We start from the raw sequence: 25,731 nt of genomic DNA, 5'->3' as shown, positions 1-25,731 counted from the left end.
ATCGATTTAGTGTGTACACAAATGTATAAATTAAAATTAATCATGATTGTATTGTTTTTTTTACGGTGTGAATTGTAAATTCCTGTTCCATTGGCTTTTTTCATCCCGAACGAAACCAATTTTTCTTTAAATAACGGTACGTGGGGACACGTACCATGGCGGTTGAAAAAATTGTATTTTGAACCACATGAGACACAAAAGGGCACAAAAGTAGCGATACGAATTTCTCTGCCTTGGTTCCTTTGCCTTGGTTCGTGTCTTGAAGAACTAATCGAATGCTTCTTTAACTCGACGGAACGTTGGGGACACGTACCATGGCGATTGAGGTGGTTTACAAATCTGTATTAATGAGCCTGATGCCTTGAACATCCCCTACTCACAAATGGACAGTCCTCCAGTCGAGAAAACAATTTTCGACTAGCGCATCACAAAATTAAGCGCAAAGAAAATCATCAACCTGTTTGATTAATTCATCCGCATTAAACGGCTTTTTAATTAGCGCGTCTGGTGTACAAGCTGGTCCTTCATCATCAATATCGCTTGCTGAAACCATGATGATGGGAATGCTTTCGAAAACTTCCTTACTTTTTAGGTAGTTACAAACTACACTTCCTTCAATCCCGCCCGAAAAATCATTCAACATGATTAAATCTGGCTTAAAATCGTTAAGGACTTCTTCCAAATTTCCAATATGTAAAGTGCCCTTAATTTGATAGTTGCGATGTTTAAAAATGTTGGGCACTAAGGTATGCACCTCATGGTCGTCATCAATAACTAGGATTTTCTTCATTAGATAGGGAGAGTTATTAAGCTTAAATTACCAAAATGATGTTAGATTCCAAACCTGCGCATTAGGAAGCCCCAAAAATCGATTTAATTTTACTGTATAGCATATCTTGCTCAACGGGTTTATTCATGTAATCGTTTGCGCCTAAATCAAAAATTCGATCTTTAGTATTTTTGGTAATATCTGCCGTAATTACAATAATGGGTACTTCTGCATAATCTTCACCCACTGTACCTGTGCGTATGGCATTAATGGCTTCGTAACCATCCATCACAGGCATTTGTAAGTCCATTAGTATCACATCAACGGTTCGTTTTTGCATCATTTCCAGGCATTCGGCACCATCATTTGCAATGCTTACCGTGGTATCTTCCCAATCGCTTAACATCATTTCAATCACCATCTGATTCATCGGATTATCTTCAACAATTAAAATGTGCTTGCCACGTAACGTTTTCTCTTCAATTACAGCGGGAACAAGATCAGGTAGATTGGGAACGACCTGATAATCCAGCGTGATCTCGCAAGTGGTACCCTCATTTACCACACTTCTTAAATCTATTTTGCCTTGGTGAAGATCAACCAAAGCTTTTACAATACTCAGTCCGATTCCAAAACCACCAAACTTACGTTTGTTATCTAAAGTGGTTTGATTAAACAGTTCAAATACCGAATCTAGCTTCTGTTTCGGAATCCCGACACCGGTATCAGTAATCAAAATACTAAGCCTAAGCATGTCATTTTCGAATTTCGAGTTGGCCTCGAAACTTACTAAGCCCTTTGATGTAAATTTAATGGCATTACCCAAGATATTATAAATTAATTGCTCCAAGCGCATAGGGTCGCCAATTACAACCGTATGTTGACTTATTGAATTGTGGTATTCAAATTTTAAGCCTTTATCTTCTATCTGTTTGCTTAGGCCCGATCTTAGTTTCTCGAAAATCTCAGTTGGTTTAAATTCAGAGTTTTCAAGTTCCAATTCCCCCTTTTCTATTTTGGAGAAGTCGAGTATATCGTTAACCGACGAGATTAAACCATGCGAGGCATAGCGGATCACCTCACAATTTGCCCGCACTTTTGGGTCGTTGCTTTCATTTTCCATCATGCTGGCCAATCCCAAAATCGCGTTGAGAGGCGTTCTCAGCTCATGACTCATGTTAGAAAGAAAGTAAGATTTGATGTCGTTCATCTCCTCCGATTTCTGAAGCGCTAGGGCTTGCAGTCCTTCTTGTTCCGTTTTCAGGAGGCGAATGCGATTGGCCATTGAAAGCGACAGCGCAATAATTTCTAATCCAATTCCGGGTTTGGTAATGTTTTCTGTAGAGAAACTTTCACCAGGAATTAAGCCGAAATTCTTCAAAATGGCCAAAATAATGCACAGAAAAAGTATAAGTATGCCGTAAAAATAAAACCGATCTATTTTTTGCTTGCGCACCATCATGGTTGCAATGGTGAAAAAAATGAGCAATATGCCTATAAGAGTAAGCAAGTTGATTATGGGGTATGAATATTTTAAAAATGATGGAAAAATCACAATCGCCACCAAAACACAACCTAGCAACACGTATAGTGGTTTAAAACACTTATGTATAAAGGGGTTATTGACTTTGATTTCCAAAATCATCTCACTGTATTTGCCGAAGAAATAACAACTAAATATGGCTGAAATAATTACTGCATGTAAACTAAACCAAGAATTGCTGGTATTGATATATTGGTGATAAAAGCCATCTAAAGCAAACTGACAAAGCCCCACAACAATTACATATACAGAATAGTACAAAAAGGAAATTTCTTTCAAAGCGAAGTAAAAAAAGAAATAGGTAATGGCAATAACGAGCAGGATGCCATAGAAAATACCCATTACCAATTGATCATGATAAGTAATTTCTAAAAGCCTTTGCTGGCTAATCAATATCAAAGGAAGGGAATTTTTCTCCCCATCATTTTTAATTTCAATGTAAGCCTGTTTGGTTTCACCTGGCGCAAGTTCTATTTTGAAAAAGGTTTTTCTAAAATCAACACTTCTCTTGGCAAAGTCGAGATTATCGCCACTTTGTTGAACTTCAATTTTACCTAATGCATCGATAAGGTATAAATTAACATTATTGGTTACCGGCTCTGCGGTTTGCGTGTAATACAGCAGCGGAACTTTTAAATTGTTTTTGAGCTCGAATTTTAACCAATAGGTATGGTGCGTAAAGCCAAGGTTTCCAAACCTGCCCTTAAGCGGCACGAACTTTAATTTTAACGGATTGCCTTTTATTTGCTCGATGGAATAATCGTGCAAACCGACATTTGCCAAAGTCGAATATTCGAGTATGGAAATTTCATCTGGCAAATGATTTTGCTCAAATACAAACTGAGCCTTTGCCGATATAAAACAGCAAAGAAATAAGATAAATAAGGATAGATTTTTCAAGCAAGCACCAATAAACTTCTACATCAATTCAATCTTCATACTGTGCAAGGCCTTTTCAACAAATTAGAAGACATAAGGCCTTCATAACTACTAAACATTGAACAAGTAAAATTGGTGATGATGGACAATTATAGAAAATAAGTTTTTAATAACAAATACATTTTGAATAATATCAAAGCTGTTACAATGGCTCCTAAAACGTATTTATACGCTATGCAAGATTAAAAATTTTAAAAATTTCTTATTTCAAAAAAATAAACGTTAATTAGACATTTATTTAGGATTATGAGCACAGCAAACTATGTAATTGGGGTAGATTACGGAACCGATTCTGTTCGGTCGGTTTTGGTAGATACGGCTAATGGTCAGGAAATTTCGTCATCCGTTTTCCTCTATCCGCGATGGCAAAAAGGTTTATATTGTATTCCTTCTCAAAATCAATTCAGGCAACATCCATTAGATTATATTGAAGGCTTAGAACACACGATTAAAGATTGTATAGCCAAAGCCGGTGGCCAATCAATTGCCCATCTGGTTAAAGGTATTTCTGTCGATACAACAGGCTCAAGTCCCGTAGCGGTAGATGCAAGTGGTAGGCCATTGGCTTTAACACCTGGTTTTGAGGAAAATCCGAATGCCATGTTTGTACTTTGGAAAGACCATACCTCTGTAAAAGAAGCAGCAGAAATTAACGAGCATGCCACCAAATTCAAAACCAATTATTTAAAATATGTAGGTGGAATTTATTCATCAGAATGGTTTTGGGCAAAATTGCTACATGTTTTAAGGGAAGACCAGTCGGTTAAAAACCAAGTCAGCTCCTGGGTAGAACATTGCGATTGGATTCCTTTCTTATTGTGTGGAGAAACCGACATCGCAAAAATGAAAAGGAGCCGTTGTGCTGCCGGACATAAAGCCCTATGGGCAGAAGAATTTGATGGTTTACCGCCAGAGGATTTCTTCTCTAGCCTCGATCCTAATTTAACAGGCTTCAGATCAAAATTATTTACCGAAACCTACACTTCTGATGTTGCCGCTGGAAAATTAAGTGCCGAATGGGCTGCAAAATTGGGCTTAACTACCGATGTACTTATCGGAGTTGGTGCTTTCGACGCACATATGGGGGCCGTAGGTGGTCAGATAGAGCCTTACTACCTGAGTAAAGTAATGGGAACCAGCACCTGCGATATTTTGGTGGCACCCAACCAAGCAATGGAGGGTAAACTGGTTAGTGGAATCTGCGGACAGGTTAACGGATCGGTAATTCCGGGTATGGCGGGTTTAGAGGCAGGCCAATCTGCCTTTGGCGATGTATATGCCTGGTTTAAAAACCTTATCAGTTGGCCATTAAATCATTTATTAACCGAATCTGATTTGATTAGCGAAACAACAGCCATTGCTTTAAAAGCTGAACTCGAATCTAAAATAATTGCCAATTTGAGCAAACAAGCCGAAGCTTTGGGCGATGGCGACTATGCCGAACTGGCGATAGACTGGTTAAACGGCAGAAGAACGCCCGATGCCAACCAAGAACTCAAAGGCGCTATTACGGGCCTAGGCTTGGGCACAGATGCGCCACGTTTTTTCCGCGCATTAGCAGCAGCAACCTGTTTTGGGGCCAAAAGCATTGTCGATCGATTTGAAGATCAGGGCGTTCCGGTAAAAGGGATTATTGGTATTGGTGGCGTAGCCAAAAAATCACCTTACATTATGCAAATGATGTCCAATGTTTTAGAAATGCCCATCAAAATTCATCGTTTCGAACACACCTGTGCGCTTGGGGCGGCCATGTTTGCGGCAGTAGTTGCAGGCATTTATCCCAATGTAGAAATGGCCATGGCTGCCATGGGTACGGGTTTCGAAAAAGAATACCAACCCAATATCAAAAAACAAAAAATGTATCGAATGCACTACCAGCAGTATTTGGGCTTGGGCCGGTATTTAGAAAAATACAATAAGAAAGATGTAAAACCTTATTTATCATGAGCATCTATCAAGACATAAAAGAGCAGGCTTACCGGGCCAACATGCAACTGCCTAAACTCAATTTGGTGCTTTTCACTTTTGGCAATGTAAGCGCAGCCAATCGGGAAAAGGGTGTTTTTGCCATTAAACCCAGCGGTGTACCTTACGAAGAGTTGAGCGCAGAAAAAATGGTTGTCGTAGATTTTGATGGCAATACTGTAGAGGGCGATTTGCGCCCATCATCAGACACCCAAACGCACGCCGTGTTGTATAAAAATTGGGAAGGCATTCAAGGCATTGTTCATACCCATTCTACTTTCGCTACCGCTTGGGCGCAAGCACAAAGGGCCATTCCAATTTTCGGAACCACCCATGCAGACCATTTAACGGTAGATGTTCCTTGCGCAGCACCCATGGAAGACGATATGATTAAGGGCAATTACGAATACGAAACGGGCTTTCAAATCATCAACCATTTTAAGCAATTGGGCTTGAGCCATCAAGAAGTAGAAATGATTTTAGTAGGCAACCACGCTCCTTTTACTTGGGGTAAAACAGCAGACAAAGCGGTTTACAACAGTGCTGTTTTAGAGAGCATAGCACAAATGGCCGTTTTAACCCAACAAATTAACCCACATGCCCCAAAATTAAAACCATCGTTAATAGAAAAACATTACGAACGAAAACACGGTACTGGGGCATATTATGGGCAGAAATAGGCCTTACATGGAATCTGCTTTCCAAAAAATTGAATTGAATGTTTGTTTTAAAAATTAGGAAAGCAAAACCTGTACTGCTTGTGTTACGATAGTCCCGCCATTGGTTGCAATCTTTTTAGCGAAGGGTTTTGCAAACATTAAAGATTGGGCAGCTAAAAAGGATTTCCACCCTGTCGGGTTTAAGATAGCAAGGTAGGCCGAAGTAATTTAAACGTGATTGAACGGAAAGCCCCAATTTTTCATTGGGCTTGGAGGTAAAGCAGGACTACCGAAACCGATGGAATACGGAACCTGCTTTCCAAAAAATTGAATTGAAAGTTTGTTTTAGAAATTAAGAAAGCAAAACCTGTGCTGCTTGGGTGGCGATAGTCCCGCCATTGGTTGCAATCTTTTTAGCGAAGGGTTTTGCAAACATTAAAGATTGGGCAGCTAAAAATGATTTCCACCCTGTCGGGTTTAAGATAGCAAGGTAGGCCGAAGTAATTTAAACGTGATTGAACGGAAAGCCCCAATTTTTCATTGGGCTTGGAGGTAAAGCAGGACTACCGCAACCGATGGAATACGGAACCTGCTTTCCAAAAAATTGAATTGATTTGAATTTATAAAAAAGTTATATAACTCATTGATAGTAAAAGGAAATAAACAAATTAATAAGAGCAACAATGATTGATTTAAAAAAATTACAGGTTTGGTTTGTTACCGGTACGCAACATTTGTATGGCGAAGAAACCTTGAAACAAGTTGCAGCACATGCAGAGGAGGTGGCGAATTCTTTAAATAGCGATAAAGGGATCTCCATTACGGTGGTTTTTAAACCCATTGTAAAAACTACGGAAGAAATTTACGAAACCTTGCAACAAGCGAATGTTGATAAAAATTGTATTGGCGTAATCACTTGGATGCACACCTTTTCTCCAGCTAAAATGTGGATTAGGGGCCTAAACATTCTGCAAAAACCGCTGCTACATTTACACACGCAATTTAACCGCGATATTCCCTGGAATACCATTGATATGGATTTCATGAATTTAAACCAGAGCGCACATGGCGATCGGGAGTTTGGTTTCATGGTTTCGAGAATGCGAAAAGACCGAAAAGTGGTGGTTGGCCATTGGCAGGATGAAGAAGTGATTGCTCAAGTAGATACCTGGTGCAGGGCTGCCGCAGGCTGGAACGACTGGCAAGGTGCAAAATTTGCTCGTTTTGGCGATAATATGCGCTATGTTGCGGTTACAGACGGCGATAAAGTTGAGGCGGAAATGAAATTTGGCTTCTCGGTAAATACCTATGGCATTGGCGATTTAGTTGCCATAATTAATGGCATTAGTAATGAAGAGGTTAAGAATTTAACCGATGAATATGAGGCTACTTATGAAATGGCTGCCGATTTAAAAGCTGGTGGAGCAAAATATCAATCGGTTTATGATGCTGCTAAAATAGAGCTGGGCTTGCGAAAATTCTTGGTTGATGGGAATTTTAAAGGTTTCTCTGACACGTTTGAAGACTTACATGGCATGATTCAATTACCCGGAATTGCTGCACAGCGTTTAATGGCCGATGGTTATGGTTTTGCGGGTGAAGGCGATTGGAAAACCGCCGCCTTGGTGCGTGCTTGTAAAGTTATGGGTGCTGGTTTGGCGGGTGGTAATGCTTTTATGGAAGATTACACCTATCATTTTGATCCATCAAACTCGATGGTTTTAGGCTCGCACATGCTCGAAGTTGATGCATCCTTGGCTAAAGGTAAAGCAAGCTTAGAGGTACATCCACTCGGAATTGGTGGCAAGGCAGATCCAGCTCGTTTGGTTTTTAATGTGAGCGGCGGAGACGCCTTAAATGCTTCGCTGATTGATATGGGAAATCGTTTCCGCTTATTGGTTAACGAAGTGAAAGCAGTTGAGGCGGAGCATGATTTGCCGAACTTGCCTGTTGCCAGAGTATTGTGGAAACCCCTGCCCGACATGAAAACGGGTTGTGCAGCATGGATTTATGCTGGTGGTGCGCACCATACGGCTTACAGCCAGAATTTAACCACCGAACATCTACTGGATTTCGCCAATATTGCGGGTTTAGAATATGTTAACATTGGTGCTGAAACTAAAATTAATCAGTTTAGAAATGAACTGCATTGGAATGACGTTTTTTACAAATAGATCATCACATCCCCAATATACCGTAAAATGCCGATATTTTTGATCGGCATTTTTTTTGGGTTTATAATACCCAACTGAAAGCCAACACGTTAATTGATGCTGACCATGGCTTTAATCACACCATTTTTGGGGTCTAACCAACTTTCAAATTCCGTTTTAACATCCTCAAAATTAACCTGATGTGTGATGTAGTTGGTGGGATTAACCAAACCATTTTTCATGCTGGCAATTACGTGCTCAAAGTCTTGTGTAGTCGCATTTCTGCTGCTCATTAACGTAGCTTCGCGTTTATGAAATTCGGGGTGATTGAAAATTAAATCGCCTTTTTGCAAGCCAATGAGCACAAAACGGGCACCATGAGCCATATAATTTATGGCGTTGTTTATGGCCTTTTGGTTTCCGGTTGCATCAATTACAACGGTTGGCATATCTCCGCCGGTAATGGCAATCAATTGTGCTACAACATCATCTGACAACGCATTTATCGTGTGCGCTACACCTAAGTTTTCTTTGCAAAACATCAATCGTCCGTCGTTAATATCCATAGCAATCACCTTCGCTCCTGCTATTCTTGCAAACTCCATTGTGCCAAGGCCTATTGGTCCGGCGCCAATAACCAAAACAAATTCGCCTTCTTGTATTGCTGCCCGCCTTACACCATGTGCGCCAATGGCTAATGGCTCAACAAGGGCAAGTTCATCATAGCTTAAGCCCTCGCCGTGCAGGAGTGTTTTTGAGGGCACTTGCAGGTATTCGCTCATGCCTCCATCTACATGTACGCCACACACTTGCATATTAACGCAACAGTTTGGCTTATCCATTCTGCATGCAATACAAACGCCACAATTAAAATAAGGGATAAAGGTAACCGCTTCTCCTATTTTGAAGTCTGCGCCGCAATCTACTTCCACCAAGTCGCCCGATAGCTCGTGGCCTAAAATCCTAGGATAATTGAAAAAAGGTTGGGTGCCTTCAAATGCATGAAGATCGGTACCGCAAATGCCAACTCGCTTAATTTTTATAATGGCATGGCCTGTTTTCAGTTTAGGCTTTTCCGTTTCTGAATACTCAAAAGTTCCGGGCGTTGTACAGGTTAGGGTTTTCATGGTGAATGAGTAATTGAATGAGTGAGTGAAGGAATGAGGGAATGAAGGAATGAATGAGGGAAGGAATGATTGAATGAATGAATAAGGGAATGAGTGAGTAATTGAATTAGTGAATGAGTGAATGAGTATTAAGCGTTGGCTAAGGCTCTGTCTAGGTGAACGTAACCGCCATCTACATGAATAATTTGTCCGGTGGTATGGCTGGATTTGTTCGACATTAAAAAGGCTGCCATGTTTGCAATTTCTTCTGCTGTAGTCATTCTATTTTCCAGTGGAATTTTAGAGGTAATTTCTTTCAGTTTTTCTTGGGCATCTGCTAAGGTTTCTATCCAAGTTTCGTAGGCAGGAGTCCAACATTCGGCTACCATAATGGCGTTCACACGGATTCCGTATTTTAGAAGTTCTACAGCCCATTCTCTGGTGAGCGCATTTCTACCTCCGTTTGCAGCTGCATAAGCTGAAGTGTTGCCTTGGCCGGTTTCGCCTGTTTTAGATGTAATGTTTACAATTGCCCCTTTGCTTTTAATCAATTCGGGTAAAGCATAGTGCGCCATCAAATAGTAATGCACCACGTTTTTATGTAAAGAAGACATGAAATCGGCATAATTTCCGTTTTCGAGTCCTACGCCATCATTTACGCCTGCGTTGTTTACCAAACCATCTATCCGACCGAATTGAGTGATAATGGCTTTGATTACGCTTTCGCAATCTTCTGGCTTGGATAGTTCTGCTACAAATTGAAAGGCCTTTCCGCCAGCCTCGGTTATCTCATCCACAACAATTTGATTATCGGATGCTTTTCTGCCTACAATGGCCACGTTTGCTTGTTCATTGGCAAATACCTGCGCCATCGCTTTCCCAATCCCTTTTGCGCCACCTGTTATAACAATTACTTTATTTTTAAGCTGTAAATCCATATTTCTAATGTTTTAAAGTCAAATTTTCTGGGTTTATTTCAATACATAAATCACATCAACCTCTCTTGCCTGTGGCGTTACTTTTAAATTTTCTATTTTACCATTGATTAGGGTGCCTTCTACTGTAGTTTGGTATGGCGCATGAAGTTTAAAATGTACATTCCATGTTTTTGGCCAAGCTGGGAAGAGATAAATGTCCTTTCCATCGCATTGCATCAACATTTCTTGCAAACCAATCATACCCGATCCGCCCCAGTTGTGGTCGGGGGTCCAATCGAATCCTGGCCCCCAGAAAGCAGGAAATCTTCTGCCAGAATCTTTCAGTTTTGCTTTTGTTAAATTGGCCGCTTCGTTGGTTAAACCCAGTCGTGCAGCAAAAATATTATCCTGTTTCCAGCCCACGTGGCTCCTAAATTTAAGCACATCCAAATCATACTTGAATGTGTTGATTGCGGTATCTAAATTTGATTTTCCAATTCCATACAGACCCCAAGGGAAAACTGGATACAGTTGTGGGCTCTCGGTATTGTTGATTCGTTCCCATGTTTTTGCTGGCGAAATGGTTGTTTTTCCATCAAAATTTCTAAAACTAATTGGTGGGATGGTACTTAACATGTTCTGCCAATTCTTTCTTTGATTATCTGTAGCAGATTTTAGTTCCAATAATCGTTGCAAAACACTTTTAAGGCCTGCGATGGTGGATGTAGAATTGTAAGCCATTTTATAGGTTTCTGCCCCAGAGCCTGGATACAAAACCAAATGTCCATTTGCATCCAAAGCTTTGCTTCCCCTGTGCTTGGCTAAATAGGTATAGTGTTCTTTAAAAAAGGTTAAACTGCTTTCAATCAATGGCATATATTGTTGGATGTTGTTCCCATTGAAGCGCTCTGTTTCTAAGATCATCATACAAAACTCCAATACCGTATCCCACTCGTATTCTAACCAAGCATTGTATTCCATGCCTTTGTCGAAATTAGCCGGACGTTTCCAGCTGTATTCTGCTGGATTGGGCAAACCGAAATTTTCAATTTGTTCTGTGAAACTTGCCCCATCGTGCCCCCAGGCATTTTTCGTTCTGGTTTCGGCATTTTTTAAAAGATTGAGATAGAAATCAAATTGAGGTTTCATCATTTCGAAATCTCCACTTTTAAGCATCGGCCAATACACCAAACGTTGATTTTGAGCAGTGTGCGTACCTCCGCCCCAATTTCTAAAATCGGGGGTGTATTTTAGTGTCGTATCGGTTAAAACAGGATCGAAGGTGAATAAGCCACCATTAAATTTTGTGGGCCATGCACCAAATGCATTGCAGCCGAGCATATATCGAAAAAGCTGATAGTTTTTACCCGCCTGATTGGCAATCGAATCATTGGAATTGATGTAGATAAAACTTCTTTCCCAATACGCATTCCACCAAGTTTTGCTGGCCTTAAATGATTCTTCATAACCTTCTTTCGCTTTTTTTTCTACATCCAACAAGCCTGTTTTCCATTCCTCTAAAGTAGAATTTGCAGTGTAAAGTGAAATGGTAATTCGATTGTTCAGCGATGCTTGCTTACTTTTCAAACTCCAACGCTGAAAGGGCGTATTCAAATACTGGCCAGAAGATTTGACCCCAGCAGTCATATTTTCACCCTGTATAGACCCACCGAAAATTAAGTTTTTCAAGGGGTTATAAAGTGTTGATTTGTAACCTTCTAAGCCTTGTTGCTTCACCACGACGTCGAAAACTGTTTGTTCTTTATTCTGATGATAGAATTCTATTTTATCTGCTTTGTAGTTTATTTCATCTTGAAAAGTTTTTAGGATGCCTTGTGGTGCCCATTTATATGAATTTTGATTATTTTCCTTTCCCTTAATCACCCTATCTTCAAACCTCCAACTTTCGTAACTTACTTCGGTTTTGATTTTTTTATTTGCTTTAACTTCCAGATTGATAACGGCTTTAAAAACATCTACCCAAATGTTTACTTGAGTTGTTAAATTGCCCGTACTGCCTGTAATTTTCGCATAACCATCTTTTAAAATCAGCTCTTGCTTAAATGATTTACCAACAAAAGGGTTTGGACTTAAATGGAGTTTTATTCTGCCCAATTTGAGCAGTGTATTGTTTTCGTCAAATGTGCCGCTTCGGGATAGGTAGAAATAAATCTCTCCTTTTTCTACCCAAAGATTCAAGCCCAAGTCACCCCCACCAAGGGGCATAGACGCTCCAGAATTTGTGCTTTCACTTAACCAGGTTATGTTATTGTTTAACAGTTCTTTCTGTTGTGAAAAAGCCGTCGAGATGATTCCAACAATACCAATCAAAATGAGCATGATTTTTTTAGGTACTGTGCACATATTGGCCAATTGCCAAAGATTACGACAGAGGCTTAAGCCCTTCGCCTCCAAGCTTCTATCCGATCTATCTATAACAATGAAATTCTTGTTCATCTTTCTCCCCATTATCCTTTTTCTATCTGCTTAACGGCAACCATACCGACATTTCCGAGTGCCCTCTATTGCCCCAGGCGAAGTAAGGAATCAGCTTAATTTCTGTAGTTGAATTGCCTTTGCTCACTTGCCTGTAAAGTGAATTTCCCCAAACCTTCTCATCAGTTATTTTTGCATCGCCTACCAAACTCATCATTTGCGCACCATCAATTGTGATATTTTCGGGCTTAAATTTGATAGATTCTGGAATGTAGGCACTAAAAATACTCCTCCCTGGCAAATCAGATGATTCAAGACAATAGACCACTGGCCCTCTTTTAACAGCAACTTGGTTTCTGTTTTCCTCTACCAAAGGATTCGATTCAATCAATTGCGCTTCCATAGGCAAATCGAGTTCTACCACATCCCCCGCTTTCCAAACGCGGTTTACTTCTGCATAGGTAGCTGAAACGGCATCAACATTCATCAATTTCCCATTTACCTTAATTTTCGCATCGTGTGTCCATCCGGGTATGCGAAAAAACATAGAATAGGCTTTATTAGCAGTTGATTTAATATAGATTTTAATCGACCCATCCCAAGGATAGTTTGTGATTTCTTCGAGGCTAATCTTCGAACCATCGGCCAATTGGGTATTTAAGGTATTCCCTCCGTATAAATTAAACCACAAACCCTTTTCTGAGGTGCTATACGCATAATCGCTCACTTCAGCAATGGTACGCACTACATTTGGTGGGCAACAATTGGATAGTGAAATATATGGAACGCGATCTTTGGACCAGCGTTGTTTAAAAGGTAATTCATCGCTTTGCGCTAATGGATTGGTGTATAAAAAGTTTTTGCCATTTAGGCTGATGCCCGATAATACACTGTTGTGCAATGCCAGTTCCATTACATCGGCATATTTAGCATCTCCTGTAACTTGTAGCATCCGCCAGTTCCACAGTACGTTACCGATGTTTGCACAAGTTTCGTTATGAGCGGTGAAATTGGGCAATTGGTAATCTCGACCAAAAGCCTGATGTATTTTTTGAACCTCATTCGGATTATACGAGGTACCATCTGGCGAGGTACCATCATACAAAGCGCCTAAACCACCGGTTACATACATTTTGTGATTGTTTACGTCATTCCACATCAGATTTAAGGTGTTTAGTAGGCTATCTTTTCCAGTTTCAGCATATAAATCGGCTACGCCTGCATACAGGTAACTTGCCCTAACTGCATGCCCCATTGCGCTGGTTTGTTGCAAAAATGGAATTCGGTCTTGGTTGTCGTCGGTACCATCATCTATTTTGCCTTTTATGGCGATTAGATGCTTAGCCAGCTCCAAATATCTGGGCGCTTTTGTGGTGCGGTACATTTCAATCACCCCCATGTAATGAGATGGACAAATGGCGTTTCTTGCCAAAGTTGGCGATGCCGTTTTATAAAAATTGTATAAATATTCGGTGGCTTTTTTAGCGACGTTTAACAAAGTGGTTTTGCCTGTAGCTCGATAGTGAACACATGCAGCTGTCATTAAATGTCCAATATTGTAAGCTTCAAAGCTTAAGCGATCTTGGAACTGATTGTTTGTACCTGTTTTACGTTGTTCAATCATCGCTTTGGTGTAAATATAGCCGTCTGCCCGCTGCGATTTCGCAATTACGGAAATCGCTTGATCCATCATTGCATTTAATTTAGGGTTTTTTGTTGAGGCATACAGGCTTGCCATCGCCTCTAGCGTTTTATAGTAGTCTCCATCATGGAAAGATGGGCCTGAATGTGAACCTGTATCTAAACCAGCGGCGATTTCAAAATTTTTAAAGGCATGACTTATCTTTGGATCGTTGTAGATGGCCCACATATTGGGTACCATTGTTTCTGTAGCCACTTTAAAACGATCTGCCCAAAAGCCATTTGTCCAAGTAACATCTGTCATATTTAAACTTTTCAATTTTGCATATGGACTGTTTATATTGTTGGTTAGCGCAGCTTCTTGTGCATTTGCACAGAGGCACAATAACAAAATACCAGAAACGAGCGCTAAAAACCTAAATCTTATCATTAAATATTCCATCATTATTTATCTTCCATTTGAAGGGTTACAGGTCCGAGCAAGCCTGCTGAATTTAAAGGTTTATCTGCCAAACGAAACGGAGCAGTAGTATTGGTAATACGCTTATCTACAGGCAATTTACTATCTCCAATTAAACGGTTTGCCCAAGTATTAACCACTTGGATGTCAACCGTATTATCGCCTAATCTTAGGGCCTTCGAAATCTCGGTTTTAAATGGAGCAGTCCAAAGCGTACCGCAATCTATTCCATTAATTTTTATTTGAGCGATGTTTGAAAACGAACCCAAATCTAACCAAACCTGTTGCTGTAAATCTCCCTGATAGATGAAGTTTTTGCTATAAGTAGCTGTGCCAGAATAGTATTTGATGGCATCATTTGCACTAGCCATCCAATCTGTTAAGGTGTTGAACTCCTGTGCCTTTGCAGGGCCGCCATATTCTGGATTAAATTGGACCTTCCAATTGGCAGAAAGGTTCTGAAGGCTTATAAATCCTTTGAATGGGGAAATTTCGGCGCTTTGTTTTAAATTGGTATCCTTTTCAAAAACGACAAAAATAGATCCATTCGCTGGAAACTGATAATTTAAAAAGGTTCTCCCATTTGCGCTTTCCCACCATTCAACCTGAATTTCTTTGTTGGTAACCATGTCAAAAATCTGCGGAATTTTGTGGGTTACTCTGAATGATAAATGCAAGTTTCTGGCTTGATTTTGCTGATTTGAGATGAAATAAATTTCTTTCGAGCCCGTGCTTCGATGCGTGTATGCAACGGCTTTGGATATGGGCAGCGGTACATCTGTGATGGGTATAATGTCTAATATTTCGATATCCTTCGCAAGTCCTAACAAATTAAAGGTTTCGCTTTGATAAGGGGCTTGTATGATCTTACCTAAGCCCAGTTTTGTAACTTGATTAGGTTTGGCTTTATCAATCCATATTTGGTTAATCAATTCATTAAACTCATTATCATTAACCTTTTGCATACCAATTTGATAAAGAGGTTTTTCAGCTACTATAATTGTTGCCCCAGCTTTTACTAAGTCGAACAATTTATTAACCACTTGGTAGCTCATATATTGGTAATTGGGATTCATTTTCATCTCTCCTGGGATGACCAATATTTTGTAAGAAGCGCCACTTTCAAAAACAACCGATCCATTTTTTACAGTTGCCGTACTCAACACATCTGGATTAAAGCTATCATAGGCATAACCACGTAGCGGGTTTACCCAGTTTTCTGGCGCTGCCATATTCGCCGCGTGAGAAACTCCAGATGGTACCGTAGTCATGGGTTGGCCCAGATTAGCTAATCGCTTTCGCTCTGCGGCCACTACATCGGCACCAAAAAGGCCGGGTAAGGTAGATACTAAGCGATCTGGCAATATGGAACGACGAGGGAGTTCTTCACCTGTAAAAACGGCTATATCTACCACAGGATGACCCTGTTGTAATAAATTTTGTGTGCGTGTGGCATAGTCAATCCACGCTTTACCAGCTGTCCACCAAGTTTGATCGCGTTGAAAATACAACCCTACTCCATCCAAGGTCATGCCCGGTTTTCGATCCATCCAAGGGTTATGGGTAAAAACGTGGTAAACCAATTTGTTAATACCCAATGCGTAATTACGATCTTGGAGCGTTTTCATGTTTCCTGGGCTTTCATTCCAATCCATACGAACGGTGGTAAAGGCTTCGGCCTGAATGATGTTTTTACCGTAAATGTGTGCACCAGAGATGGCATCGAGCATGTCGTTCGGTTTATCATGCGTTGGACTATTGAGCCAAAACTCGCCCATTGGCACATCAACAGTTTTATAATGCATTAAACCATCGCTCAACATGGTTGGTGCAATGCTCTCTGCCGTAAAGCTTACCCCTTTTTCTTTAGCTAAGGCTGCTAATGTTTTATAAAATTTATCGACAACCAATTCTGAAATGGTTTTCCGTACGTCGTACAAAAAGTTTTCGGAAACAGATGCACTCTGAACAGGTAGGCCTGTCATAATGGGCAAATAAGGTATCAAGTCGTATCCACGGCGTTTTAGAAATTCTGCTTTAAAATTTTCAGACCAATTTTGACTTCCACACTCCCAACTGTCAACGTGAAAGGTATTTAAAATTTTCGATGCGATTTCTGGTCCTGCATGTTTTAAAGCCTCGCCGTACCAACTGCTAAATTGCAGTTTCACGGCTTCTGGATTAAATTTATCGCATTCCAAGCCTATTCCACCACCACCTGTGGCGTTGGTTTGTCCTGTGGAGGTATGTCCAATCCGTAAAATTGTCCAATTGCCTGAAGGTACTTTCCAATCTAAGCTTCCATCGGCCCTTAACTTATTGCTTAGGTTGATGATTCTATTTAAGGGCACACATAGGCTTTCGGGAATCTGATCTTGTGTTGTTCGTTTACTGATACGCCAAATGGAGCCGTTTTTGCCTTCAAATTGGTTAACTTGTGCTTCTGATGATAGTTCGAGGTTCATCAGTTTTAAGGAAGGTTTCCATTTTGCTGCATCCAAGTCCTCCGAACCCGGTTCTGAACCAGATTTATCGTAAATGAAACGAAAAAACTTTGCTGTTGTGGGAACTATGCTGTGCGTAACATCCTGATCGGTATCTTGCCAGCCGTGTCTCGGTGGTTCTAGCCGCCCAATGGATTTGAAACTTTTCCCATCCTCACTCACTTCAATGTTTAAACGTTGAGCCTGATAGTTATTTCCGTTAATTTTAATCCGAACCGAACGGCAAGTAAATGGTTTATCAAACTCGTATTGAACGTAACAAGGTTCATTTGAGCCAAAGCTTTGTTTGTTTTCTGGCTTAATTAAACCACTGGCATCAGCGCCGTTACTGGCGGTTACCTTGGGAACAACTGTTCTGGTGGATTGATTTGAGCCGATCGGCGATGGGTAAGCGTAAACGGCAATGTCTTTGTAATATCCTTCTTTTTGTTCAGGTTGAGGTAGGATTATCTTCGCAACTGATTTACTTAGGGTTAATTTAGATGAAACGACCTTTTGCATGGATAATTCGGGTGTAATCCATGGACCACCTGCTAAGGCAAAACCATCGCTAACGTGCATACCCAATTTCAAATCTAATCTTTTGGCTTCTTGCATGGCAAATTTTACCATGTCCCACCATTGTGGAGATAGCTGATTGGAGGGATTTGAATATAATGGCGGGTTGGATGCGGAACTCCCTTTGATGGACATTAGGTATGCCCCACCAATTCCGTTGGTTTTCATGGCTTCTAAATCTGCCGTGATGCCAGCCTTTGAAACTCCCGCTTGCACCCAATACCAAAACACCCAGGGCTTGGCTTGGTCGCTTTGTTGGGCAACCGCAAAGTTTGCAGAGCAGATGCTCAACAACAACACAAGAGGCATTATTTTGGTCAGACTAAATTTCATTTCAATTATTTAAATTCCTAAATCATGATCTCCCAGCTCAATTCGCAGTTTGTTTGTGCGCAATTTTATAGCCTCGCAAACCGAAATACAGGATAATTAAAAAACACACTAATGGAATACTATAACCAATTTGTACGTTATCGTTGTTAAAATCAATAACGGCACCCATGGTTAGCGGAACAATTGAGCCCCCAATAATCGACATAATAAGCCATGATGAGCCTGGTTTGGTGTCATCACCGATGCCTTCGATGCCCAAAGCAAATATGGTTGGAAACATAATCGACATAAAGAAACCCAAACCGCCCAAGGCGTAAACCACAATAGCACCATGACTTAAAATGGCAATTAAACACAAAACGATTGAAACGCAAGCGTAAATGGATAAGAGCTTGGGCGATTTTACATATTGCAATAAGGCTGTACCCACAAAACGGCCTACGGTAAACAGGATTCCGTAGATAAATAGGTAAATTCCTGCTGTTTTTTCATCGAATCCTGCACCTTGTTGGGCTGCCCGGATAAAGGAACTCGTTACACAAACCTGTGCACCTACATAAAAAAACTGAGCCACCACTGCCCACCTTAAATGCTTGTGTTTCAGCGAGCCTAAAAAGCTGCCTTTCGCTTCTCCATCAATGCTTTTTGTTTTAATCTCCGGAAATTTAATGAAACAAAAAGCAATCGCTATGCATACCAAAACTGAACCTAAAATGATGTATGGTGTTTTTACAGATGAAGCTTCGGTTAAACGAAGGGCCTCAGTCATGTTGGTCAGTTCATCTTTCGTGTAGGTTTTGCCCGAAAGGATATAATGCGTGCCCACGTAGCCTGCTACGGCGGCAGCTAAGCCGTTGAACGATGCTGCGAGGTTTAACCTGCTCGCTGCCCTCTTAGGATCTCCAAGCACGGCCGCGTATGGGTTTGCTGAAGTTTCTAGGGTTGCCAATCCGCATCCAATAATGAAAAGCGCAATCAAAAACGTTAAATAAGACAAGTTGTTGGCGGCTGGCACAAACAAAAATGCTCCGCATGCAAAAACCAATAAACCCACAATCATGGTGGTTTTATATCCCCATTTTTTGAGAATAATTCCGGCTGGTATAGCCATTACAAAATAGGCGAAGAAAATTGAGGTATCAATCAACATGGATTCGAGATTACTTAAATTAAATGCCTTACGTAAGTGTGGAATTAAGCTCGAATCGAGGTTGTGTGCCATCCCCCATAAGAAGAACAGACTAATCACAAAAATGAAGGGCAATAAATACTTCCTACCTGATGGATTTTCATCGGCAGTTGTAATTTCGGGTTGATTGTGGTTCATATATTTGGTTTTATTTGGTTAGTTTAAATCTATCGTGTATTTGCTTCGCTATTCCCTTGAAAGAAAGTTTCGTTAGAAGTGGCTATTTCTTCTTTTTGACAACCAAGAGATGATCGCATACCAAAACAACTTCTCCATGCTGATTGATTATTTCGACATGTTCGGTTACGGTACCATATTCTGGTCGCTTGCTTTCTCCTTTCTCTGAAATTGAAATTTCGGAGTGAATGGTATCGCCAATAAAAACAGGTTTTAAAAAACGCAGCTTATCGTAGCCTTTAGACATGGCTTCTGGATTAATCTCCGAGGCGGTTAATCCAATCCCGACGCTAAAAATCATCGTTCCATGGGCAATCCGCTGTTTAAATGGCTGTGTAGCACACCATTCGGCATCCATGTGGTGTGGAAAGAAATCGCCTGTGTGACCTGCATGAATAATAAAATCCGTTTCGGTAATGGTACGGCCTAGGGTTATGCGTTTTTCCTGTAATTGGTAATCTTCGAAAAATGTTGATTTAAAGTACATGGTAATAATTTTATTTTTGCCTATTTAACTTTTACACCTCCAATATCGCTAGATTGATAGGCACTTTCGACAACAGCCATCGTTTGAATGACATCGTCAACACTTGTGTTTAAAACATCGGTAGAACCTTCATTGTAGCACATTAAATTCGCCATTGTTCCAATAAAAGCCTCTGGAAACCACGATCCTTCAAGTTTTGCGGTAATCCATTCTGGTGCTTTACCTTCTTCAACCACGCAATATTCAAAAACGTCGGGTACGCCATGAGGGTAATCCATTAGCAAACCTATTTTAGCCACTATAGCACCTTTTGTACCTTCCCATTTAATATAGCTTTCTTGATGTTTAGATCCGAAATCATGGTCGTGATTGGTATTGATTACCGCGTGCATGGTATCTCCATAATCAAATAATATCGTTGATCGTGATGAGGATAAGTTTTTAGCGGGATGTTTTAACGTTTTTGCCAATACGGATATTGGATTACCCAAAGATGAGCGAATTAAATCCACATAATGAATGCTGTGGTATTGAATCTCTAAACGCGGATGAACAATTACATGCGGAAAAATTTCCCATGGCGTTTTTATGGTCACGCGGACTTCCATATCGTATAATTCACCAATTAAACCTGCATCAATCAAAAACTTAGCAGCACTTACAAAAGGCGCATATCGCAATTGAAAGTTAACAGCAGCCTTAAAATTTCGTTCTTTACACAAATCCAGAATGGCTTGTGCTTGCTCAAAATCATCGCCCATTGGCTTCTGAATTAAAACCGCGCTCCCACTAGGCAATTGCTTTAAGGTTTCAATGTACTGTTCTGGCATAATCGTTAAATCGTAAACGGTATTTGCGGGTGCACTTACAACGGCTTCTGCTAGCGTATCGTAAACATGCTCAATCCCAAACCGATCGGCTAATTTTTGAGCCCTTTCTTTCGTCCTATTTACAATTCCATGCACGGTAAAGCCAGCAATTTTGTAAGCCGGCAAATGCGCATCGGCTACAATACCGCCCGCGCCAATAATGATGATGGGCTGTGTGGTTTTTGGTAACCCAGGTTTATATTTTATATCAATACTCATTTTTAAATCTTAATATTTAGTTGCTTCCAATTGCTGTCGATAATCGATTTAAAAGAACCAAATTAAACTAACTTATTAATTTTCGCCTGCGCCATTTGCGCAATCTCTTCAATCTCCTGATCGCTGTTAATGGCACTTAAAACCATTTCATCAATAACGGCTGCCATTGAAGCCCAGTTTTGCTTTTGAGGCAACATTTTAGCAACTGCGTGTAAACTTTCCAACTTATTGTAATATGGAATGATTGAATTGATTTCTGCATCATTCCAAGTGGAGATTCTACAGCCTATCCCGCCTTCTAAAGTGAGCAACTTATCGTTATCTGCATGGATTGCAAAGCGAAGAAAGTCATAGGCAAGGTCTTTATGTTTACTACCCTTGGCAATGGTGTAGAGCCAATATACATTCAATGATGCGGAGCTTTGATCGGCATTTGATGGTAAAACATCCACATCAATTTTACCTTTTACTTTTGAATTTTTATCTACCTCGCACATCGCGGCAAAACCGAACCAATTAACCATCATTGCGGCCTCACCATTCATAAAAGCCAGTCCAGCGCCTACAGAATCAAACTGTGCCGAAGCAGGATGCACCGCATTTTTATCGTTCACCATGCTTCTATAAAATGTTAAGCCTTCTATTGAGGCTGGAGTATCGACGTTCACATTGCCTGATTTATCCAACAGATCTCCGCCCCTCGTCCACAGTTGAAGGCAATAATCAAAAACGGTATTGTGTCCATCTGGATAGCAGGCAAAAATGCACCCGAACAAATGATCTGCCGGGCGATTGAAAAATCGAGCAATTTGGTGGAACTCTTCCCAAGTTTTTGGGATGCTTAATGCCTTTCCATATTGCTTAAAATAGCGTTCCTGCTCAACTTCACTGTCAAATAAATCTTTCCTGTAAATTAAACATTCTGGACCATCGTGGAAGGGCAGACCCACCACCTCCCAACCGAAACGCTGCAAGCTTAAAAGCGATTTGCTCCATCCTCTCGGAAAATCATCGGGCTTATTTTTATTAATGTATGGATTTAAGATTTCAAAATCCTGATTTAGATAACCTTCATAAATCCAATCGGTATTGATGTGAGCTATGTCAAAATCGCCACTAGCCATTCCCTTTTTCGTGATGGTGCGGTCGTATAATTCGTGTAAATCCATCACCACCATTTCCAATTCCAGATTACAGCCAGAAATTGCACAAAACTTGTCCCAAAATTTCTGCATAGCCGTTTCAAATGGCGCAAATTTCCGTACGGCAATCTTGAAGGTATCTTGCTTAGGCATTATCAACGGGATTTAAGGTGATGAATTCTTTAATTATACTTTGGTTATCCTGCCCTAATTTAGGAGAACCTTTTGATGAAGTTAATAATTCTCCATCAATCCGTATTGGGCAGCGGGTAGTTTTGTATTGATATCCGTCTAGCATTTCTACTTCTTGGATCATATCCAAAACTTTAAAACCATCGTGCTCCATCAATTCTTGCCAGTTTAACACATCGGCACACCAAATATCAGCAGGCTCTAAAACTGAAAGCCAAGTTGAAGTTTCTGCCGTTAAAAGATGCTCAGCCAAAATTCCTTTAATTTCATCACGTTTGTCAAATGATGCTTTTAAATCGGAATATTTTAGCAAATCTGCACATTTCAATAAATCTCCAAGTGCAGGTAATGAGGCCATTGCAAGCGCCAAATGGCCATTTTTGGTTTTGTATATTCCATATGGTGCACCTAAATAGGCATTTGCATTATTTTTTAAAGATCGTTCTGGTAATGCACCACCATCGTTCATGAATGTGGTTATGGTTTCAAACTGAAAATCGTATGCAGATTCCATCATGCTTACTTGTATCAAAGCGCCTTCGTTTTTGATTGCCTTGCGATACAAACAGGCCAAAAGTCCTTGCGCTAAATGCGCACCGGCCAACATATCTACAATGGATAAGCCCATGGCCATTGGGCCAGTATCGGCGTTGCCTGATAATGAGGTTAATCCCGTTACAGATTGCAAGAGTAAATCTTGCCCAGGTTTATTTTTCCATTCGCCATTGTTGCCATACCCAGATATTTCGCCATAGATGATGGTTGGATTTAATGCCGAAACCGATGCATAATCAAAACCCAATCGATCCATCACGCCAGGGCGGAAATTATGAGTCATCACATCTGCTTTTTTTAGCAGTTCGCGCACCATTTCGCAATCTTCCTCATTTTTTAAATCGACTTCGAAACTTTCTTTATTGCGGTTTATGGCATGAAAAACAGAAGATTCGCCATTCATAATGAGGTTGGAAGTGTACAGCGTGCGACAAATATCACCTACTCCTTGCCTTTCAATTTTAATAACCCGAGCACCCATATCGGCGAGGCGTAAGCTTGCCGAGGGACCTGAAAGGAACTGACTGAAATCTATCACTAAATAATCTTCTAGCGGGCGCATTATTTTATTTCCTTTAAAATCATTTTCAATTTATTCCGAACTCTTGACTAATCTCCTGATTGTTGAAACCCAATTTTGGGGCGGGTTTGGGCGATGTTAACTTATTGCCGTTTAACCTAATCGGGCTCGCCGTTGTCTTCATCGATTTTCCATTACCTAAATCAATCTGTTGTTCTATATCTAAAGCTTTATAGGCCTTTAACTCGGTGGCTTGTTGATAATTTAAAACTTCCGCACACCAAATGCCATTCGGCTCCAAGATATTTAGCCAATAGGCCGTATTTTCTGTTTTAAATGTCTCTGCAAAACGCAAAATGAGCTGATCGCGATTGTCGAATGCTGCATTTGTATGCTTATACAAATCGGCAATGTTGCAGGCCATCAAACTGCTGATGCTTTCTAAATTGCCCATAGCCAAGGCTAGGTAGCCATTTTTGGTTTCGTACATGCCATAAGGGGCACTCAAATAGGCATGAGCGCTTCCCCTCGCCGAACTGCGTTCAGGTAATTTTCCTCCATCATTAAGATAGGTTGTAAGCACTTCAAATTGCACATCAAGAATGGATTCGAGCAAACTCACTTCTACCAAAACACTTTTTTGGGTTCTGGCTCTTTTAATCAATCCTGCCATTAGTCCTTGGGCCAAATGATTTCCGCACATGATATCAGAAACAGATAATCCAAACGGAACCGGACCATCTACATCAGCACCAGACAGATAGGTTAATCCAGAAACGGACTGAACAAGTAAATCTTGACCAGGTTTGTTTTTCCAAGGGCCTTTTGTGCCATAGCCCGTTACCATGCCATAAATGATCTGCGGATTTAGCGCTTTAACATTTTCATAATCCAAACCGATTTTTTCCATCACACCGGGTCTGAAATTATGGGTCATAATATCTGCCTTTGCAATCAGCTTTTTCAGCTTCGATAAATCCTCAGGATTTTTCAAATCGGCGGCATAACTTTCTTTATTTCTATTAATGGTGTGAAAGAGCAAGCTATCATCTTCTAAAAAGAGGTTTTTTATGGCCAATTGCCTACAGGCATCCCCGCCTTTTGGACGTTCAATTTTAATTACACGCGCACCCAAATCTGCAAGTTTTAGCCCTGCAGATGGCCCTGCCAAAAACTGGCAAAATTCTAAAACCAATACCCCTTCTAATGGTTTGCTCATGCTAAAATTAAACTTTTAGATTGTTTATATAATTTATTTAGATCTTCAAGAACTTCTTTTTCGCTGCCACCTTTCATCAAATAATCTCTCACCACATCGCCAGCATGATCCTGAAAAAACATAGATCCGTGGTAACGTGGGCGAAGGAAAGCCCTTTCTAATGCAGGTAATGTATTTGCAAAATAATTTTGACTTTGCCTATTCACTTCTTCATCTTTCCAAGCCACTAGGTGCCCTGGCTGTCCGCCACTTTCGAAAAACAGACCTTTTTGGCAACTTGCAGCGCCTACATATTCAGCGTATTGCACCGCAGTGTCCAATGCAGTGCATTTGGATGAAATGGCCAAACCCGTTCCACCCAAAGTACTTTTTAAATTGGTTTTGCCATCCAATGAAATCATATCGTGAAAGTGTAAGGCCTTGCGCGCGTAGCCATTTCTAGAATAATTAGAGTAGCCATAGGCGAAAGGGCAATATGCAATTTCGTCGCTTAAGGTCATGGCTTCATAAATCTGAATGGGGTTGCGATGAAAGTTTGCCTCGTCCATTTTGCTGGCCAGCTGGCGGTACATTTGAAGTGCTCTGACGCCAATTTGACTGGAAATTACAACTTCATTATCCTGACATGGATCTTCACCTAAAGAACAGCACAGCGTATAAAAATTCATTAAAACATCGATGGGGATGCCTGCAAAAGCGACTAAACCCTGATCGGATAAAGCGAGTAGATCCTCGAAAGATTTTGGGAGCGCTAAGCCTTTTTCCTCAAATAAATCTGGGCGGGAGGATGCTACCGGAGTGGCTGCATCAATTGGTAATGCCCATTGTTGATGATCGAAATGATAACTTTGGTAAGATGCGCCTACCGAATTTTCTTCTTGATCTTTCAGATAATCAGCCGATAAGTATTGATTTAAAGGAACAATTGAATTGGTTTTTGAAGCAAACCCTGCCCAAGGATGATCGATTACCAATAAATCAAACCGCTCAGCCAACTCTTGAATGGAAAAATCTGCGAATTGTTGCAAACTTCGTTTTTCCCAAGTGATTTGCACATGCGGGTTAATTTCGGAAAATCTTTGTGCGGTAGCCACCATGGGCACAAAGCCACGCGTGTGGTTCCAAGTAATTCCTTTTAAGTTAATTGTCTTCTTCAACGGATTAATTTTAATGTTTCAT

General features: G+C 40.6%; 17 protein-coding genes. 3 read left to right on the top strand and 14 right to left on the bottom strand.

What is annotated here, in order from left to right:
- Positions 1 to 433 precede the first annotated feature (433 nt).
- Positions 434 to 790 (bottom strand): response regulator, encoded by a 357-nt coding sequence (locus DHW03_RS03095; RefSeq protein WP_109924265.1) that lies wholly within the window; start codon positions 788 to 790, stop codon positions 434 to 436.
- Between the two features lie 61 nt (positions 791 to 851).
- Positions 852 to 3,212: a hybrid sensor histidine kinase/response regulator gene (locus tag DHW03_RS03090; RefSeq protein WP_109924264.1), complete on the bottom strand. Its 2,361-nt coding sequence runs from the start codon at positions 3,210 to 3,212 to the stop codon at positions 852 to 854.
- Between the two features lie 285 nt (positions 3,213 to 3,497).
- On the opposite strand from DHW03_RS03090, the gene DHW03_RS03085 reads away from it, so the two are divergent.
- From DHW03_RS03085 to araA, 3 genes are all read left to right on the top strand, one after another.
- Positions 3,498 to 5,198 carry a ribulokinase gene (locus tag DHW03_RS03085; RefSeq protein WP_109924263.1) on the top strand — a complete coding sequence of 567 codons (1,701 nt, stop codon included), beginning with the start codon at positions 3,498 to 3,500 and terminating at the stop codon, positions 5,196 to 5,198.
- Complete coding sequence (locus tag DHW03_RS03080) at positions 5,195 to 5,896, top strand: L-ribulose-5-phosphate 4-epimerase (protein ID WP_109924262.1); 702 nt, start codon at positions 5,195 to 5,197, stop codon at positions 5,894 to 5,896. Before DHW03_RS03085 ends, DHW03_RS03080 begins: the two co-directional genes overlap by 4 nt.
- A 662-nt stretch (positions 5,897 to 6,558) precedes the next feature.
- A complete protein-coding gene (gene araA, locus DHW03_RS03075; protein WP_109924261.1) occupies positions 6,559 to 8,049 on the top strand; it encodes an L-arabinose isomerase in 1,491 nt (496 codons plus the stop codon).
- An 89-nt stretch (positions 8,050 to 8,138) separates the two neighbouring features.
- On the opposite strand, the gene DHW03_RS03070 is transcribed toward araA, so the two are convergent.
- From DHW03_RS03070 to DHW03_RS03015, 12 genes are all read right to left on the bottom strand, one after another.
- Positions 8,139 to 9,155, bottom strand: coding sequence for a zinc-binding alcohol dehydrogenase family protein (locus DHW03_RS03070; RefSeq protein WP_109924260.1), 1,017 nt, complete (start codon positions 9,153 to 9,155; stop codon positions 8,139 to 8,141).
- A 128-nt stretch (positions 9,156 to 9,283) separates the two neighbouring features.
- Positions 9,284 to 10,072 (bottom strand): SDR family oxidoreductase, encoded by a 789-nt coding sequence (locus DHW03_RS03065; protein ID WP_109924259.1) that lies wholly within the window; start codon positions 10,070 to 10,072, stop codon positions 9,284 to 9,286.
- A gap of 33 nt (positions 10,073 to 10,105) precedes the next feature.
- Positions 10,106 to 12,508 (bottom strand): DUF5703 domain-containing protein, encoded by a 2,403-nt coding sequence (locus DHW03_RS03060; RefSeq protein WP_240618457.1) that lies wholly within the window; start codon positions 12,506 to 12,508, stop codon positions 10,106 to 10,108.
- Positions 12,509 to 12,530: 22 nt separating this feature from the next.
- Positions 12,531 to 14,558, bottom strand: a complete 2,028-nt coding sequence (locus DHW03_RS03055; protein WP_109924991.1) for an aceric acid hydrolase — start codon at positions 14,556 to 14,558, stop codon at positions 12,531 to 12,533.
- Between the two features lie 14 nt (positions 14,559 to 14,572).
- Complete coding sequence (locus tag DHW03_RS03050; RefSeq protein ID WP_109924258.1) at positions 14,573 to 17,983, bottom strand: glycosyl hydrolase; 3,411 nt, start codon at positions 17,981 to 17,983, stop codon at positions 14,573 to 14,575.
- A 37-nt stretch (positions 17,984 to 18,020) separates the two neighbouring features.
- A complete protein-coding gene (gene fucP / locus DHW03_RS03045; RefSeq protein ID WP_109924257.1) occupies positions 18,021 to 19,310 on the bottom strand; it encodes an L-fucose:H+ symporter permease in 1,290 nt (429 codons plus the stop codon).
- An 82-nt stretch (positions 19,311 to 19,392) separates the two neighbouring features.
- Positions 19,393 to 19,836, bottom strand: coding sequence for a MaoC/PaaZ C-terminal domain-containing protein (locus DHW03_RS03040; RefSeq protein WP_109924256.1), 444 nt, complete (start codon positions 19,834 to 19,836; stop codon positions 19,393 to 19,395).
- A gap of 20 nt (positions 19,837 to 19,856) precedes the next feature.
- The gene (locus tag DHW03_RS03035; RefSeq protein WP_109924255.1) at positions 19,857 to 20,924 is read right to left on the bottom strand and encodes a Gfo/Idh/MocA family protein; all 1,068 of its coding nucleotides are present in this window, start codon (positions 20,922 to 20,924) and stop codon (positions 19,857 to 19,859) included.
- A 62-nt stretch (positions 20,925 to 20,986) separates the two neighbouring features.
- Positions 20,987 to 22,219 carry an extracellular solute-binding protein gene (locus DHW03_RS03030; RefSeq protein WP_109924254.1) on the bottom strand — a complete coding sequence of 411 codons (1,233 nt, stop codon included), beginning with the start codon at positions 22,217 to 22,219 and terminating at the stop codon, positions 20,987 to 20,989.
- Complete coding sequence (locus DHW03_RS03025; RefSeq protein ID WP_109924253.1) at positions 22,212 to 23,375, bottom strand: CaiB/BaiF CoA transferase family protein; 1,164 nt, start codon at positions 23,373 to 23,375, stop codon at positions 22,212 to 22,214. Before DHW03_RS03025 ends, DHW03_RS03030 begins: the two co-directional genes overlap by 8 nt.
- Positions 23,376 to 23,400: 25 nt before the next feature.
- Positions 23,401 to 24,552 carry a CaiB/BaiF CoA transferase family protein gene (locus DHW03_RS03020; protein WP_109924252.1) on the bottom strand — a complete coding sequence of 384 codons (1,152 nt, stop codon included), beginning with the start codon at positions 24,550 to 24,552 and terminating at the stop codon, positions 23,401 to 23,403.
- Positions 24,549 to 25,709, bottom strand: coding sequence for an ABC transporter substrate-binding protein (locus DHW03_RS03015; RefSeq protein WP_109924251.1), 1,161 nt, complete (start codon positions 25,707 to 25,709; stop codon positions 24,549 to 24,551). Before DHW03_RS03015 ends, DHW03_RS03020 begins: the two co-directional genes overlap by 4 nt.
- Between the last annotated feature and the right edge of the window lie 22 nt (positions 25,710 to 25,731).

The organism is Pedobacter yonginensis, assembly GCF_003173595.1.
Lineage (GTDB): Bacteria > Bacteroidota > Bacteroidia > Sphingobacteriales > Sphingobacteriaceae > Pedobacter > Pedobacter yonginense.
This window is presented reverse-complemented; position numbering and strand designations above follow the sequence as displayed.